Origin of the sequence: Saccharibacter sp. EH611, from assembly GCF_009834765.1 — a bacterium.
In the GTDB taxonomy this organism is placed as follows: Bacteria; Pseudomonadota; Alphaproteobacteria; order Acetobacterales; family Acetobacteraceae; genus Saccharibacter.
The window spans coordinates 296,759-312,834 of sequence record NZ_WVHP01000001.1 but is presented as its reverse complement, the minus strand read 5'-3'; the positions used below and the strand labels follow the sequence as shown (position 1 = coordinate 312,834).

11 protein-coding genes, 1 tRNA gene and 1 riboswitch are annotated in these 16,076 nt (G+C 53.3%); of the genes, 6 read left to right on the top strand and 6 right to left on the bottom strand.

The annotated features are described in order from the left end of the window. The first annotated feature begins 23 nt into the window (after positions 1-23). Genes GS535_RS01430 through GS535_RS01410 form a run of 5 tightly spaced genes read left to right on the top strand, consistent with a single transcriptional unit; the run spans position 24 to position 8,994 of the window. Complete coding sequence (locus tag GS535_RS01430) at positions 24-3,296, top strand: AsmA-like C-terminal region-containing protein (protein WP_160791484.1); 3,273 nt, start codon at positions 24-26, stop codon at positions 3,294-3,296. Between the two features lie 48 nt (positions 3,297-3,344). Beyond that, positions 3,345-4,727 (top strand): replication-associated recombination protein A, encoded by a 1,383-nt coding sequence (locus GS535_RS01425; RefSeq protein ID WP_160791485.1) that lies wholly within the window; start codon positions 3,345-3,347, stop codon positions 4,725-4,727. Continuing rightward, positions 4,724-5,695: an RluA family pseudouridine synthase gene (locus GS535_RS01420; protein WP_160791486.1), complete on the top strand. Its 972-nt coding sequence runs from the start codon at positions 4,724-4,726 to the stop codon at positions 5,693-5,695. Before GS535_RS01425 ends, GS535_RS01420 begins: the two co-directional genes overlap by 4 nt. Before the next feature lie 27 nt (positions 5,696-5,722). Continuing rightward, positions 5,723-8,296 (top strand): AsmA family protein, encoded by a 2,574-nt coding sequence (locus GS535_RS01415; RefSeq protein ID WP_160791487.1) that lies wholly within the window; start codon positions 5,723-5,725, stop codon positions 8,294-8,296. Beyond that, the gene (locus GS535_RS01410) at positions 8,293-8,994 is read left to right on the top strand and encodes an ATP12 family protein (protein WP_160791488.1); all 702 of its coding nucleotides are present in this window, start codon (positions 8,293-8,295) and stop codon (positions 8,992-8,994) included. The genes GS535_RS01415 and GS535_RS01410 overlap by 4 nt, the downstream gene beginning before the upstream one ends. A gap of 55 nt (positions 8,995-9,049) precedes the next feature. Here the strand turns inward: GS535_RS01410 and ispF are convergent, their stop codons facing one another. Genes ispF through GS535_RS01395 form a run of 3 tightly spaced genes read right to left on the bottom strand, consistent with a single transcriptional unit; the run spans position 9,050 to position 12,029 of the window. Beyond that, entirely contained in the window at positions 9,050-10,273 is a 1,224-nt protein-coding gene (gene ispF, locus GS535_RS01405) for a 2-C-methyl-D-erythritol 2,4-cyclodiphosphate synthase (protein WP_160791489.1), read from the bottom strand. Between the two features lie 18 nt (positions 10,274-10,291). Next, positions 10,292-10,765: a Co2+/Mg2+ efflux protein ApaG gene (apaG, locus tag GS535_RS01400; protein ID WP_202401547.1), complete on the bottom strand. Its 474-nt coding sequence runs from the start codon at positions 10,763-10,765 to the stop codon at positions 10,292-10,294. A gap of 52 nt (positions 10,766-10,817) precedes the next feature. After that, positions 10,818-12,029 carry a PLP-dependent aspartate aminotransferase family protein gene (locus tag GS535_RS01395; protein ID WP_237442148.1) on the bottom strand — a complete coding sequence of 404 codons (1,212 nt, stop codon included), beginning with the start codon at positions 12,027-12,029 and terminating at the stop codon, positions 10,818-10,820. Between the two features lie 75 nt (positions 12,030-12,104). Beyond that, positions 12,105-12,184, bottom strand: a riboswitch (SAM riboswitch). 137 nt (positions 12,185-12,321) lie between these two features. On the opposite strand from GS535_RS01395, the gene GS535_RS01390 reads away from it, so the two are divergent. After that, positions 12,322-12,395, top strand: a tRNA-Gly gene (locus tag GS535_RS01390). A gap of 85 nt (positions 12,396-12,480) precedes the next feature. On the opposite strand, the gene GS535_RS01385 is transcribed toward GS535_RS01390, so the two are convergent. The 3 genes from GS535_RS01385 to argJ form a co-directional block, all read right to left on the bottom strand. After that, a complete protein-coding gene (locus GS535_RS01385) occupies positions 12,481-13,233 on the bottom strand; it encodes a 2OG-Fe dioxygenase family protein (RefSeq protein WP_160791713.1) in 753 nt (250 codons plus the stop codon). A gap of 125 nt (positions 13,234-13,358) precedes the next feature. Further along, complete coding sequence (locus tag GS535_RS01380) at positions 13,359-14,612, bottom strand: NAD(P)/FAD-dependent oxidoreductase (protein WP_160791491.1); 1,254 nt, start codon at positions 14,610-14,612, stop codon at positions 13,359-13,361. A gap of 225 nt (positions 14,613-14,837) precedes the next feature. Continuing rightward, on the bottom strand, positions 14,838-16,076 hold the full coding sequence (gene argJ / locus GS535_RS01375) for a bifunctional glutamate N-acetyltransferase/amino-acid acetyltransferase ArgJ (RefSeq protein ID WP_160791492.1): 1,239 nt from the start codon (positions 16,074-16,076) through the stop codon (positions 14,838-14,840).

Here is a 16,076-nt window from a genome sequence, read left to right as displayed (position 1 = left end):
TGCGTAAGACGGACTACCCTGCCATGAGTGATACGGATAGGCCAGCCCAACAACGTTCTGGTGCGTGGCGGTGGTTGCGTTGGTGCGTTATCGGTCTCTTTCTTCCGCTGGCTGTTATCGCTGTCCTGATTTGTTTCGTACTATGGCGTTTAGCGCAAAGCCCGTTGGATGTTACGGCGTTGTCCCAACGATGGGAGCCCGTGGCGGTGCAGCTGACGGCTGGGCAGCCGCCTGTTGGGTATGTCCATTGGGGGAAGATTCTTCTCGGCTGGAGCCCGCATAAGCAGCATGTTCCTGCAGGTTTATTGCTCCGGGTGGAGCATGTGAATCTCGTGCAGGGTGATGGCCGTGTGCTGAACCAGCTTGAGCATGTGGCTGCTGTGCTTAATTTGGCGGCTCTTTTGCGGGGGCATATTGCGTTTCGGGCTGTGCGTGTGTCGGGTGCCCAATTCGCGTTAAAACATTATGAAGATGGAACAATTGCTCCTGATATCATCGGTTTCCCGCGTAAGTCTTTGTCCTCTCGCAAAAAAGAGAACTCTTTAGCTTTTCTGGATGCTGATGCACTCCGTGATGTTGAGGTCAGTAATCTTTCTGTCACGATGCGTGATGCGCAGCGTGCTGATGCGGTCATGCATTTTCATATGCCTGCATTAGCTGTGCATTACCGGCGTCACTTTGGCTGGCAAGGGCATATTGAAGGGGCATTCCATTGGGGGCAGGAGGATGTGCCATTCCAGCTCACCGCCCAATCAGTTCGGGAAGGGCTTACTCATCTTCGCTTGGATGTTCATCCTCTTGTGCCTGCGCGTCTAGCGGGGTGGCTCCCTCAAGTTGATGCACATGATGTGAAACGGTGGCAGCTGCCTATACAGCTTCATGCCGAAGGTGATGTGCAACCTAAAGGAATGGGCGGGCGGCCCTTAAATTTGCAAGCAGAGTTTTCTTTAGGAGCGGGAGATATTTTACAAACAGGTCATGATCCTCTTCATGTGCAAGAGGGGCATGGGCGTTTTGATGTTAGATGGCAGGGCAACCAGCCTTTGCAGCATGTTGTGCTGGATCAAGGTCGTATTCGCTTAGTGATGCGTGATAGCCATCATCAGATGGTGCCCGTCATGCTGTCATCACACGTGCAGATTGATGATATGCTGCATCCTTCTGCTGTTGATATTGCTGTGCAAGCCCGTATTCCAGCCTTCGATTTTGCGACTTTGGGTTCTATTTGGCCTTATGGCATGGCTAAAGGGGCGCGGCGTTGGATTACAACCAACATGACAGAAGGGCGGGGTGATGGGTTAGCCATTGATACGCAGCTTCATAGTGCGACAGGGCTGAAGGGCTTGAGCGTTCAGCGCCTAGAGGGACAGTTGAGAGGGCATGCGCTCTCTGTCTCATGGTTACGTCCTGTTCAACCCGTGACGAATGTAGAGGCATCAGCACGTTTTCTTGACCCCAATACGCTGCAGATTGATGTTGCTCATGGCCAGCTTTCAGATGGGCAGCATGCGACGATTGCGGTGCCACGAGGGCGGATTACCCTAACGGGTATTTTGCGACGGCATAGCCAATTTGCTCATATTCAACTGGGTTTAGATGGTGCTTTTCCGTCATTTTTAAATGTGCTCTCTCATCCAAGGCTTCATCTGTTATCGAATCATCCGCTGTCGTTACGTCAACCGGCAGGAAAGGTTGCGGGTGAACTGTCAGTAAGCTTGCCGCTCGATAAATCAGTGAAGATGGGCGATATTCATTTTGATGCTCAGGCGGAGTGTCAAAATATTACTTTTGACTCACCTGCTCTTGGTGCTGTGAAGCGGGGGCAAGGGCAGCTTCAGGTGACGTCACAGGCAATTCGTTTCCAAGGCAAGGCAGATATTCGCCATATTCCTGCTGATGTGGTTGCAGAAGAACGTTTTCAAGCCAACGAGCCAGGGCGTGTGTTGCGGTCTGTCAGGGCACAGACAGCGCTTGATGCGGTGCTCTTGCGCAAGATAGGGCTGTCTCTTCCTTCTGGGATGATGAGCGGTGCTGCGCCGGTCACGGCTGTTTATGTGCAAAAAGGTCTTGGCCATAAGCACCGTCAGGGAGAGGTGCAGATCAATGCAGACTTTACCCCCGTGGCGTTGCGTATGCCGTCTTGGGTTAAGCCGGCGGGTGTGCCGACATCGTTGAGCGCGCATATTCGCACTCTTGATTCTCGTATTCAAGCAGTCACGAATTTGCGTGCACGGGGGCCTGCGCTCTTTCTCGTTGGCGGTGCTATGGTGAAAAAGGGCCGCGTCTTTGGGGTGCGTGTGGATCATATGACCCTCGGGCGCAATGTGGGGCGTCTGCAGGCGTCTTGGCCTATAGGGGCAAAAGACAACACACCCTACCATATTGACGTGATAGCAGAGAGTTTGGATGTGAGCCCGTGGTTTCAAGCTCATCAATCTTCCACAGGGGCGCTGCGTTCTTCACATCCCCCGCATCGGGATTATGCCAAGCCTCTTCTTCCTTCAGGGGAATGGGCTGTTTCTCTTCAGTCTGGGCGTGTGTTCTACCGGCAGGATAAAACGCTGACGGATATGTCTGCGACTGTCGCATGGAAAGGACGCCGGTTGGAGCAGGCTGTTTTTCATGCAAAAGGGCCGCAAGCTCTTTCTGTGCAGCTAGAGCCTGAGCCTCAAGAGAGACAAAGCCATGTGTTCAAGGTTGATATCAGCAGTTTAAGCTCTCTTGTCAAAGAGCTTGAGGGTTATCAACAGCTTGATGGCGGCCATGTTTATCTGGAAGGGCGGTTTACAGCTTCTTCTCCATCATCAGACAATGATTATGGCATGTGGGGATTGGGATTAGGCCCGTTTACAGGTCACGTGAGTGTGCGTGATCTCGCGTTGGCTCATCCTCCGGCGGCCTTAACGGCGGCAACGGTGTTTGCGCCGCTTCATTGGGGACAAATTGAGCGTGACCGGTTTGAGAATCTGACAGGCTCTGCCACGGTTAAAATGAGTCATACCGTTATGACGGTTGAAGATGGGCAGTTGAGCAACGCAATCGTTGGGGCCACCCTTGAGGGGAATATTGACATTGTTGCTCAGCATCTCTTGCTTAAAGGAACGGTTTCACCGCTTTTTGGATTAAACCATGCAGCGGGGGGATTGTTTGGGATGCGGTCGTTTTTTGCCCCAGAAAAGGGTAGTGGTGTGATGGCGCTGACCTACACGTTGGACGGCACTTTTGATAAGCCGACCTTTCAGACTTATCCGCTTTCCGTCTTCCTCCCTGGAATGCTACGTCATATCTTGCATTGATTGGCGGTAACGATGGAATGCTCATTAGGTTATGGTGGTGAGAGGAATATGGATATGACAGCCGATACGTCTGATCTTTTTGGGTCTTCCTCTCCTTCGTCAGACATGGCGCCTCGTCAGACTTCCTCGGGTCAGGGGCATCGTTCTGCCCCGAGGACGCAACCGTTGGCTGATCGTCTCCGTCCGACACGGCTGGAAGATGTGCGGGGGCAAGAGCATCTTCTCGCAGAAGATGGCACGCTGACGCGTATGCTTGCGCGTGGTACGTTGCCGAGCTTGATTTTATGGGGCGGCCCGGGCTGTGGTAAAACCACGATAGCCCATCTTTTAGCTTCACAAGCCGGGTTGTTTTACGCGCAGCTTTCCGCTGTTTTTTCTGGCGTTGCGGATTTGCGGAAGGCGTTTGAAGAAGCTGATAAACGCCTTGATAGCACCGGTAAGGGTACGCTGCTTTTTGTTGATGAAATCCATCGTTTTAACCGCACGCAGCAAGATAGTTTTCTCCCTTACGTGGAGCGTGGCACGGTCGTACTGGTTGGTGCCACAACGGAAAATCCTTCTTTTGCGCTAAATTCCGCTTTGTTGTCACGCTGTCAGGTGCTTGTTCTCAATCGCCTTGATGATGCAGCTCTTGAAGGCCTCCTGACCCATGCAGAACAGCTTACGGAACGTACCCTCCCCTTAACGCGTGAAGGGCGAGCATCTTTACGGGCGATGGCTGATGGGGATGGGCGTTATTTGCTCAACATGGTGGAGCAGCTCCTCACATTCACCACGCAAGAGGATGCGCCTCACTTGGGGCCGCAAGAGCTGGCTAAAGTGCTTGCGCGGCGCCCTGTCCTTTATGACCGAGATCGCGAAGAGCATTATAATCTGATCTCTGCCCTCCATAAATCGCTCCGTGGGAGTGACCCAGACGCGGCCCTGTATTGGTTTGCGCGTATGTTAGAAGGTGGGGAAGACCCGCGTTATATTGCGCGCCGCTTGGTGCGTTTTGCAGCAGAAGATATTGGAGAGGCTGACCCGTCGTCTTTGCCTCTCGCGCAAGCAGCAGCGCAGGCTTATGAGCGTTTGGGTTCGCCAGAAGGAGAGGTTCCCCTTGCACAAGCGGTGGTGCATATGGCCGTCGCCTCAAAATCGAATGGGGTGTATGCGGGCTATAAGGCGGCGCGGGCTTTGGCTAAAAAGACGGGAAGTCTTATACCACCAGCCCATATTCGTAATGCGCCGACGGGGTTGATGAAAGACCTCGGTTATGGGGAAGGGTACGAATACGATCATAATTATGAAGACGGCGTTTCGGGGCAAAATTACTTCCCTGATGGGATGGAACGCGTCCAACTTTACCACCCCGTTAAGCGTGGATTTGAAGAAAGGATCATAAAACGTCTGGACATGTTGGCTCAGAAACGGGCATCTCGCCAATCATGAGTGTTGAAAACCGTATCATAAGCGAAGATGAGGCTGACCTACGCCTTGATCGTTGGTTCCGTCGTCATTACCCGAATTTGACGCAGGGAGCGTTGCAGAAGCTGTGCCGTAAAGGGCAAGTGCGTGTTGATGGGAAGCGTGTTCAGGCGAATCATCGTCTTTTCCCGGGGCAGACTGTGCGTGTTCCGCCATTGCCTGACCAAAGCCGTCCGGCTCCACCGCCACCGCCCGATCCAAATTTAACGCGGCGAATCGAGTCGATGATCTTGTATCAAGATGATCAACTTATTGTGCTCAATAAACCTTCTGGTCTGGCGACACAGGGTGGGCCGGGTATTCATGAACATATTGATATGATGCTGGAGGGGCTGCGTCCGCCGGGCGGGGATCGTCCACGTTTGGTGCATCGGATCGACCGTGACACGTCGGGCTTGCTGCTTTTAGCACGCACACCGGGGATTGCTGCAAAGCTGGCTGCTGCATTTCGTAGCCGTTCGGTAGAGAAGACGTACTGGGCTGTTGTAGTTGGGCGTCCGATGCCCGGTGATGGGGTGATTGATCAGCCTCTTGCTAAGGTGGGTGCAGGTGGCGCGGCACTCGTTGTGCCAGCAGGTCGTCGTGATGAAGACGCGCAATCGGCCAAAAGTGCGTATGAGACGCTTGATGCCGCTGGGAAGCGCTTTAGTTGGCTGGCTTTGTCTCCGCTGACAGGGCGCACGCATCAGCTTCGCGTGCATTGTGAAAGCCTCGGGACGCCTATTTTAGGAGACCCTCGCTATGGCGCGAAGACGCCACACCCCACTGGTTTTGCAAAGCGGCTGCATCTTCATGCCCGCACGTTAACATTCCCGCATCCAGCGGGGGGAACACTGAGTGTGACAGCGCCGTTACCAAAGCATATGGTGGATACATTCCGGATGCTTGGCTTTGTGGTGCAGGCGGCTCCTAAACCCAAACGCATTTCCTAATTTTTAAGACGCGAAAGGTCGCAGCTGATGAAAAAGCTGGTCGGAATTTTGATCATGTTGGTCGTGATGCTTTTGGGCATCAGTGTCGGAACTTATATGCTGATTGACCAAAAGGCTGTGCGTGACCATGTCACGCAGGCTTTTCATGAACAAACCGGCCTTGACCTCAAGATGGAAACGGCTTCGTTCCAGGTGTTCCCGTGGCCGTCCTTCCATGCAGGTCAGGTGGTCTTAACGCGTTCTGGTTGCACGCCTTTTGTGCAAGCTCGATCTGTTCATGCGGATATTTCTCTTCTGGCGTTGCTCCATCGGGAAGTGTCGTTTCAAGATTTCACCGTTGAAAATGCCCAGATTACCCTGCATCGCACGCATGATGGTGTTTGTTCTTCTTGGCTCCCTTTCGCGGCGGATGACAAACCTGCAGCACGGAAAATGGGTGATGCTCCCTCAGCAGCCACCTCACATGCGCACTGGAAAGTCTCTTTTGACGCGCTCCATGTGACGAGCGCCCAGCTGTCTTGGCGTGATGATCATTCAAGAAAAGGGGAGGAACGCAGCGGCGGTTTCGCGATTGCGTCGTTGGATTTACAGGGCATGCATAGTGTGAGCCCGTGGATTGACCTTCATGCGTATCATGGAGAAACGCCTTTCAATTTTAAGGGGCGTATGGGCTCTTTTCATCGCGTTCTTTCGGCGTCTACGCCTCAAGGTGAGCCATGGGGCTTTAGTCTTGGGCTGACTTTCGGAAAAGAAGGCCAGCAGGATCAGATGGTGATGGATGGTTCTTTTACAGACCCTCATCGTTTGAAAGGTTTACGCCTCAGCATGCAAGGTCATTGGGCAGATTTGCGCGACATAGAACAATTATTCCCTCATATTGGGGTGCCAGCGGTGCAGTCTGTCGGTGGTATGGTGGATGTGCGTGAGCGTGATGAATCAGAGTTACCAGCGGGCGGTTTCCTTGAACGGCTAGCGGCTCTACCGGGGAAGCTCTACCCAGTCCAGATGCATGTCCAGCTTGGCAGTGTTGATTTCCCACAAGGCACGCTCGGCATTGAAGCTCCGTTGCATTTACGGCAATTACAAATGGATGCTGACGCGTCTCTTGCGCCACTTACCATTCATGGAGACGCGGATTGGGGGCGCTTTTCGTGGGAGGTTCAAGCTCAGCTCGGTACGTTGGAAAAAAGCGTGGCGGCGTGGAAACAGCCGGATCAGCCCACCGTTCCCCTGGAAGCGACCTTACAAGGGCGTGATCGTAACCTCATGACGTTATTAAGCCATCGTGAGCATAAAACAGTGGCCGAACAAGATGGTGTGCAGTTTCACGCCCAAGGGACATTGGGACGTCAAGCCAGTCAGCTGAGTTTTGATGGACAAGCCGATATGTTGCAGGCACCGGAGCTTCCGGGGATTGAACAAGGGCTTTCTGGCACTATTGTACATGGCTTATCGCTAAACGGGCAGCTATCCGCAGGGGCATTTTCACCTCAGGGGCTCAAACAGCTTGATGTGCATGATTTGCATTTTGATAGCCGTGAAGTTGGAGGAGATGGGCGCTTTTCTATTACACGTCCTGTTGCCACCCAACCGGCTTCTATTGATGCTCATCTTCATTTAACGCATGCAGACGGAGATGCTCTCCTTCCTGCTGCTGTGCAAGGAGAGGGAGAGGAGGCTTCTTCCCCTTCGGCACAAAGATCGCAAGACCATTCTGATCGCCTTCAGGCCGTGCGTGCCTTTCTTGATACGCATCATATTTTGCTGGATCTAACGGCTGATCAATTAGCGTTTTATGGCATGGATTACCGCGACGCTCATATAACCTTAGCTCTTGGAGATCGCCGCCTGTTGGTTGACCCATTAAAGGCCAATGTTGGTGGGGTGGCGCTCTCAGCAAAAGTCGAGGTTGATAACACCACGCATCCGATGACGGTGCGTGTGCAAGCAACCCCATGGATGATGCCGTCAACACAGTTTTTCCATTTTATTGGGCAGTCTCCTGTTTTTGAAGGGCCTGTGCAGCTTGATGGTGCGCTTGAGGCCCGAGGGGACACGCAAGAGGCTCTTCTCTCATCCTTAGAAGGTGCGATGGGCCTTTCTGTGGTGAAGGGGCAGATTCATACCTCTGTTCTTGCTCCTCTGGCAGGCCCTGCCGCAGCGTTCTTAAAGCTGGGGAATGGAACGATGGGCCTGCGTTGTGCGGCTGTTCGGGTTAATCTCCATCAAGGGCAGGGCGTGTTGGAAGCGCTCGGTGCACAGACAAAGCATTTCCTCGTGAAGGGGCATGGGCAGGTGAAGCTTGATGATGGTGCTTTGTCATTGCAGCTTCTGCCACATGTCAGCTTGGCTGGGAATGAGATGAGCATGCCGGTGCGTGTTGCTGGGACGATCACAGCGCCGCAAATAACGTCGCTCCGCACAGAAGGTGGGCAAAACCAGCTTGATATTGGCCAAGACACAGAAACGGCGGATCTCTGCCAAGAGGTGATTAGTAAAGCGCGTGATGGTCATGATGGTTTGCCTATTCCGGCTTTGTCAGGGGAGCATTCTCGCACCAGTGATATTCTCAAAGCCCTTGGGATTGGAGGAAAGCCATGAGCCAGCCACGTAAACGTTTTTGGAAAGAGGTGACCTTAGACACGCAGAAAAGCGGGTTATATGCGCCAGCCTTGGATGGCCGTCCTGTCAAGCTTCCTAAAGGCACGACACTGGCGGTAGCCTCTAAGGCTTTAGGGCAGGCTTTAGTAAAGGAGTGGCAGGCGATCGAGCCTAAAGCGCCCTTTACGCCAGAGGAACTGCCTCTCACGCGTATGAGTGGCACACGGATTGAGCGTGTGGCACCATATATGGATGAGATGCGGGAGCAGCTCTTGGCCTATGGATTGGATGACGCGTTATGTTACCGCTCTGCTGCGCAGGATGAACAGCTTGTTGGACGTGTGCTAGCATGGGCGAAGCATCACCACGCTTTGTCCCCCGATGCCACAACAGGGATTATGCCGCTCTCTCATCCCCAGGCGTATCAAGAAGGGCTGACCCGTTTATTAGGCACCCTCGATGCAGATACGTTGGCAACATTAGGTGTTATCGCTCCTGTTTTTGGGAGCTTGTTGCTCGCACTTGCGGTTATATATGACGTGTTGAGCTTGGAAGAGGCTGTAGCACTTGGACAAGCTGATGAGCGCTATCAGCTCAAGAAATGGGGGCATGACGCGGAAATGGCCCAAACGCTTGAGCGCAAAGAGCAAGATATTCGTGAGGCGATGCAGTTTCTCTCGCTCGTGCGGCAAGGCTGAACAGCCCCAAAAGCAAAAGCCCCCTTTTGGGAAAAGGGGGCTGGCGTGAGAGGGATTATTCTCCGCTGTCAGGCACCATAAGGCTGACAGCAGCTGTTGCGGCAATGCCTTCTTCCCGTCCTGTAAAGCCCAGACGTTCTGAGGTTGTGGCCTTGACAGAAATACGGCTTACATTGACCTTGAGAAGCTCAGCAAGGCGTTCGCGCATAGCTTGGGCATGAGGGCCGATCTTGGGGCGTTCGCAAATGATGGTGATGTCAGCATTGACTAACATGCCACCCTTGGAGCGGATAAGGTCTCCGGCATGGACAAGGAAACGTGCGGAATCCATGTCGCGCCATTTGTCGTCACTGGGGGGGAAATGCTGCCCAATGTCCCCTTCAGCAAGGGCACCATAGATAGCGTCACAAAGTGTGTGAATGCCCACATCAGCGTCAGAATGCCCTGCGAGGCCGCGCTCATGGGGGATATCAATCCCACAAAGAATAAGCTTACGATTTTCGGCAAAAGCGTGGACATCGTAGCCCAGCCCAACGCGGGGCAGCATAGGGAGTTGGTTTTGGTCCATGACACGGTCGAGACGCATCAAATCCTCCGAAACAGTCAATTTAATAATATCTTCTGAGCCCATAACAATGGCGACAGGATGTCCGGCATGTTCCAGTAGCCCTGCATCGTCTGTCAGCGCGGTGCGGTGGCGATGATGGAGCTCACGTAGAAGAGGGAAGGAAAAACCCTGTGGGGTTTGTGCGCGCCAGAGCCCTGCACGGGAAACGGTGCCTGTGATGAGGTCGTTCTCGACCTTCTTGAGTGTGTCGCTCACTGGAAGGGCAGGGATCACACCCTTATGCTTCTCTAAAGCCGCGATTGTATCGGTTATGACGCGGGCTGGGACATAGGGGCGTGCCCCATCATGGACAAGAACGAGGTCTGGTGGCTGGGGCAATTGAGCGAGCGCGTCCAGACCAGCCCTAACGCTATCATGACGTTCTGCACCACCGTTGACGGGAGGAAGAACGTCTAACCCTTGAAGCGCTTCAGCAAGCAGAGGATCATTCCCCACGGGTTGAACTATGTCAACATGAGGCAGCAGGCTTAGGGCTGCATGGCGAATAACAGGAAGGCCACGAAGCGTATGGAACTGTTTGCTGATTGGCTGTGATGCACCTTTTTCGTGCGTAGTCGCCGGGGCGCTCGCAGCAAAACGGCGCCCACGACCAGCGGCCAAGAGGAGGGCTGCAACACGTTTACGACGACAGGATGCAGGAGAGGCGTTCAAGGCAGCAAAGTCCTTTTCTTAATGGATGAGGCCGCCATGATGGGGGCTATCAAGACTGACAGTGGGGATGGTGATGTCAAAATGTTGCCGACTATCGGGGGCGATCATATGAAAGAGCCCTTTCATAAACCCGGTTGGGGTTTTGAGCTCGGCACCTGACGTATATTGGTACTGTCCTTTGGCGGCAATAAAGGGCTGTTCTCCGACCACACCGAGCCCCTGCGTGTCTTCCCGTTGGCCGTTTGCGTCAAGTGTGGTCCAGCTGCGTGACAAGAGTTGCAGATTTTCAGAACTGCCATTGTCAATGACGACATGGTACAGCCACGCATACTGGCTTTCTTCTGGCGTGGAATGCTCTTCCAGCCAAAAGGTGCGTACGCTAACGACAACGTCGTGCGTTGTTGCGGTGTAGCAAGGAGGGGCCTTCAACTCTTCAGCTGTGTCTAGGTCAAGGCGCGTTGTGGTGGCTGTATGGGATGAATCGTCAGACATGATGCCTTTCTAGAATCATCCCAGCCATTTGTCAGGTTCTTCTTTGGGGCTCTTAGCCGGCTTTTGTTGCTAAAGCGGCCTGAGCACCCCGTGTTAGATCGTCAATCAGGTCTGCTGGGTCTTCTAATCCGACGGAGAAGCGGATGGAACCGTCGGTAATACGAAGCTGTGCGCGCTCTTCTTCTGTCAGTTTTTTATGCGTTGTGGTGGCTGGATGAGTGACCAAGCTGCGTGCATCACCAAGATTGTTTGAAATGGCGATAATGGAGAAGGCATTCATGCAGGCAAAAGCGCCCTCTTTGCCATTGGCGACTTCAAAGGCAATCATAGAACCGCCATCGCGCATTTGACGTTGGGCAATGGATGCCTGGGGATGATCTTTTCGGCCTGGGTAAAAGACTTTTGTCACACCGGGGAGCTCAGCGAGCGCATCAGCAACACGGGCTGCATTGCTGGCCATTTTTTGAGCGCGAAGATCCAGTGTTTCCATTCCCTTGAGGAGAACCCACGCATTAAAGGGGGAAAGCGTATTACCGGTATTGCGGGCAAAGGGCTGTAATTTTTCAGTGACCCATTCTTTGCTTCCCAAGACAGCTCCACCCATCACACGCCCTTGGCCGTCTAGGTGTTTGGTACAGGAGTAGATGACAACGTCTGCTCCCAGCTCTAGCGGGCGTTGACCAACAGGGGTGGCAAAGACGTTATCGACCATAAACACGGCCCCCGCCTTATGGGCACGCTCAGCAATACGCTGAATATCAAGTACATCCAGCATAGGGTTGGAGGGTGTTTCAATCAGCACAACAGATGTCGGTTGAGAGAGGGCTTCTTCCCATGCCTGATCATCGCGTCCATCAAGCAAGACAGTATCAATGCCATAGCTCGGGAGTAAATGGCTGAGCAGCCAGTGGGTGGAGCCAAACAATGCGGAGGAGGCAACGACGCGGTCACCAGCTTTGAGCCCGGCAAGCAGAGCGCAGGAAACGGCCCCCATGCCGGTGGAGGTCATTAAGCAGGCTTCCGCCCCTTCGAGCAGAGCGAGGCGTTCTTGTAACGTATCTACCGTTGGGTTGCCGTATCGGGAATATTGCAGGTGATCGATCGTGCCTTCAAACGTGGCCGCCGCTTGCTCGGCATTGTCGTACACAAACCCAGAGGTCAGGAAGAGCCCGTCGGATGTTTCACCATGAGGCGTGCGGTTGCGGGCATCATGGAGTAGGTGGGTCGCTGTGCGCCATGAAGAGGAGTGCGTGTGAGATGACATAGAGGATCCCTCCATCAATATCTGCGCGCGGAGAGGCGCAAACGCTGTGGTGGGCCGTGGAAGTCCTGCTCTTTTAAGGGGAGAAACAGGGCCTCTTTAGCGCAATTTTTTAACCTCGCCGCAAGCCGGCCGCTCAAATCACGAGGTTCCCTCCAAAAAGTTTAGAGGAAATATAGACCTTCACTATGAAGCTCCATGGGAGAGCCGTCAAGAAAAGCAGTATGGTTTTTCTCCCAAGGAAGGGCTTGCATGACGTGGGAAGGGAGGGTAAGAAAAGAGGCACATAAGAGATGCGGGTGTAGTTCAATGGTAGAACGGCAGCTTCCCAAGCTGCATACGGGGGTTCGATTCCCCTCATCCGCTCCAATGTTTCCCAAAAATAACATGGTGTTCGTGGTGCGTGTGGCACCGAGTCTCAGCTTCGTAAGACTGAAACCCGGTGAGCGTGTGTTTACTCGTAGCGTAAGGTGACGACTAAGACATCACGATGGGCAGGTTTGGTGGGGTCTTCAGGCTCCACAGCCGTAACGCCGTGATACACGCGGTGATCATTGACAATGGCGGCATCCATCGGTTGAGCCAGGGTGAATGATCCTAGTGTGGTTTTTTGGTCAAGTGCATGAATGCTGGTGACCCCTTCGCGGATATTGTCGCGATCTACCATGAAGACAAAAACCCAATCGACACCATCACGGTGCATTCCTTCAGGCGTGGGTTTTGCTTGTGTATGAGGGTCTGCTTCAATACGGAATTGATGCACTTCTGCATGCCATTTATGAGGCTGTTGTGGTGCAGGCGTGAGTGATGACGCCATGTCTGCGCTCATAGCGAGGATAGCGCGTAAGGTCGGATGTTCGACAATCTCGTCTTTGATGGGGCTAAACCAGCGCTCAATTCCGCCATTGAGCAGATTATAGTCGCGGCTTTGATAATGCGGCTGGTGTTGCTTAGGGGTGATATGGCCATCGGCGAGTGAGAAGGTCGCATAGCGCCGTCGCCGATAGCGCCCCCCATCCGCCATGTAGCGATCTACGCCGAGATCATTCCAACTATCCGCAAAGCTCTCCCAATCAGCGGCATGTTGCTGCTGAAGGAGGGCTCGCGTCTGTTGGGCAGGGAGGAACATGAAGCCCTCTGCCTGGAGCCGGTTCTTAATAGCATCCAGCGAGATAAGGCCGGATGACGAGGTGGAGGAAGAGGTCATGGTCATCATGAGACTCATATGAAAAAGAAACGGCCCTTTCTGCAAGAGGAAAGCGTCGTTCTTTATAGGCCATTCATGATGAGGAGAGCCTATGGAGCGCTTATGAGGCGCTCCATAGAGATATATTAAGAATTCTTTTTAGAGGATTTATCGGCCAAGTCTGGGCGATTTGGGGACAGGTGCTCGCGTAGAGTGACAAAAGCCGTTTTGAACATACCGCTTAGGCAAAGCTGGTGTTGTCGAAACAATCCTTCATGAACGAAGCGTGCAAAACATGCGCCGATTCCATGCCCGCCGAAAGCCTTCTTTGATGGCCACATGCCCCATGCATTATAGTTTGCCAGAGCCACAACAGCGCCGCGATCGTGATAGGCAAAAGGTGGTGGGGTCTGCCCCTTGAGAAGGCGGGGTAGGGCGATCCGTCCTATATATTGTCCCTCTTGACGGGCTGCTTGTGCTGTTGGGGCGACGGCATTTGTGTTAATGCGTGAGCAATCACCCAGAGCGATAATATTCTCATCATCGACTGATTGGAGCGTTGGTGTCACGATAAGTTGACCGCTTCGACTCCGCTCTAGCCCATCGAATAGATCGGTTGCTTGCCCAGCTTTAACGCCTGCTGCCCAGATGCGCATAGAAGCGGGAATCGAGCGTCCGTCTTTGAGGGTAACAGTCTGAGCATCAATGGAGCTGACCATTCCTTCAGTGATGACATCGAAGCCGATTTTCTCGAGCTCTTTTTTCGCTTCTTCAGACACGCTTTCGGGGAAAGCGGGCAGAAGGCGCGGCATTGCTTCAATCAATGTTGGTTTGAGCAAACGACGGCGTGCATTTTCCCCGAGTTCGGGCGTGCTATCAATGGCGCGGCATAGTTCAGCGGCAAGTTGAACGCCTGTTGCTCCACCACCAACAATGCTTAACGTGAGAGGTTCCCCCGTTTTTTGAGCCGTGATGAGGGCGTTGCGGAAGTGCTCATGAAGAGCGTTGGCATCGTTGAGGTTGTTCAGGAACAGGCAATGCTCCTGTGCCCCCGGTGTGCCGAAGTCATTTGCGCGGGCCCCAATAGCCACTACGAGGCGGTCATAGGGTAGGTGCTGGCCATTATTGAGGTGCACAATTTTCTTATCGCGCTCAACTTTTTCCGGTGAACTTTGAATGAAATCAAAGCCAAAGCGTTTGGAGAGTTCTATAAAAGAAAAGAGGTTCCCGCCATGCTCAATGGTGCCAGAGGCGAATTCATGAAGTGAGGGCTTCCAGATGTGAACTGGGTTTGGGTCGACTAGGGTGACAGACGCTGTGTTTTGGCGGCAAAGAGTAATAGCGGCTTCTAGGCCGCCAATACCTCCGCCGAGAATGATGACATGCTTGTCAGCAGACATGGACCGCTCCTCAGTTCTTTTGAGTGTAACAGATTACGAAAAAAGAATATCTCTGCTACCGGGGAGCGCTGCTACATACAAGCCCTATTAGAGTAATAGGGCCCATCTGCTGGGTTTTCTTCACGTCAATTGAGGAAAAACAGGCTGTTAGTTGTTGCTCTTTTGTAAAGAAACGGCAGGGGAAAAGAATCTCTTCCCCCGCTTATGGGCTAAATGCAAGCGGTATCAGCTCCGATAAGACCCATTAATGTCAATATAGCCGTGGGTAAGATCGCAGGTCCATACATGGGAGCGACCTTCGCCAATCCCGAGGTCTGCTGTGAGCGTAATTTCCTGTTCACGCATGTAGCGAGAAAGTGCTTCTTCATCGCACTCTTCTGCGATCGCGCCGTTACGGGCAACCCAATAATCACCAACAGCGATAGAGAGTTTGTCGCGGTCGGCGGGTTCACCACTTTTCCCCACAGCCATGACAATTCGGCCCCAATTCGCATCTTCCCCAGCAATAGCGGTCTTTACTAATGGTGAATTGGCGATAGAAAGCGCGACCTTGCGGGCCGATTCGTTGCTTTCTGCACCTTGCACTTCCACCTGGATAAGCTTTGTTGCGCCTTCACCATCACGAATGACAAGCTGGGCAAGCTCCTTCATCAGGTCATGGAACGCATCGCGGAAGTCATCGAGAGCATTATCATCGGCTTCTGTAATCTCAGCATGCTCAGCTTGTCCTGTCGCAAAAGCCATAACCATGTCAGAGGTCGAAGTGTCCGAATCGACCGTGATCGCATTGAAGCTGGAACCGATGCCCTCTTGAAGAAGGGACTGTAAAACAGGTTGAGGTAATTTTGCATCGGTTGCGATATAGGCCAGCATCGTCGCCATATCAGGCGCGATCATGCCGGAGCCTTTAGCGATACCCTGAATTTTGACGGTCGTCTCACCAATGGAGACTTCACGACAGGCTGCCTTGGGGAAGGTGTCTGTCGTCATGATGGCGGCGAGCGCATCTTCCCACCCATCTTCAGATAAAGCCTCAATGGCTTCTGGTAGGGCTTTTAAGATGCGCTGATAAGGAAGGATCTCACCGATAACGCCGGTTGAGCCGAGGAAAATATCCTCGACAGGGCATTCTAGTTGGTCTGCTAATTCAGTGGCACAGGCCACCACAGCTTCATCGCCAGCGCGGCCTGTAAACACGTTGGCATTGCCAGAGTTTACCAGTAGGGCGCGCGCTTCAGTGGTGTTGGCCAGAGCCTGACGACACCAGGGGATAGGTGCCCCTGGGCAGGCATTCTTCGTAAAAACGCCGGCTGCTGTCGTTCCGGGCGCAAATTCGAACAAAGCGAGGTCTTTGCGCCCTTCATAACGGATATGCGCCGCCACACCGCTGAGGCGCACTCCAGCGACCTGCATCAGGTTTGGTAAAGACCGTGCTAGAGGGGAACGAGGATGTGACGTCGCCAT

Bases quoted from the DNA above. Each gene is read 5' to 3' on its own strand.
- GS535_RS01430 (WP_160791484.1), top strand. From the start codon at position 24: ATGAGTGATACGGATAGGCCAGCCCAACAACGTTCTGGTGCGTGGCGG.
- GS535_RS01425 (WP_160791485.1), top strand. From the start codon at position 3,345: ATGGATATGACAGCCGATACGTCTGATCTTTTTGGGTCTTCCTCTCCT.
- GS535_RS01420 (WP_160791486.1), top strand. From the start codon at position 4,724: ATGAGTGTTGAAAACCGTATCATAAGCGAAGATGAGGCTGACCTACGC.
- GS535_RS01415 (WP_160791487.1), top strand. From the start codon at position 5,723: ATGAAAAAGCTGGTCGGAATTTTGATCATGTTGGTCGTGATGCTTTTG.
- GS535_RS01410 (WP_160791488.1), top strand. From the start codon at position 8,293: ATGAGCCAGCCACGTAAACGTTTTTGGAAAGAGGTGACCTTAGACACG.
- apaG (WP_202401547.1), bottom strand. From the start codon at position 10,765: ATGTCTGACGATTCATCCCATACAGCCACCACAACGCGCCTTGACCTA.
- GS535_RS01395 (WP_237442148.1), bottom strand. From the start codon at position 12,029: ATGTCATCTCACACGCACTCCTCTTCATGGCGCACAGCGACCCACCTA.
- GS535_RS01385 (WP_160791713.1), bottom strand. From the start codon at position 13,233: ATGACCTCTTCCTCCACCTCGTCATCCGGCCTTATCTCGCTGGATGCT.
- GS535_RS01380 (WP_160791491.1), bottom strand. From the start codon at position 14,612: ATGTCTGCTGACAAGCATGTCATCATTCTCGGCGGAGGTATTGGCGGC.
- argJ (WP_160791492.1), bottom strand. From the start codon at position 16,076: ATGGCGACGTCACATCCTCGTTCCCCTCTAGCACGGTCTTTACCAAAC.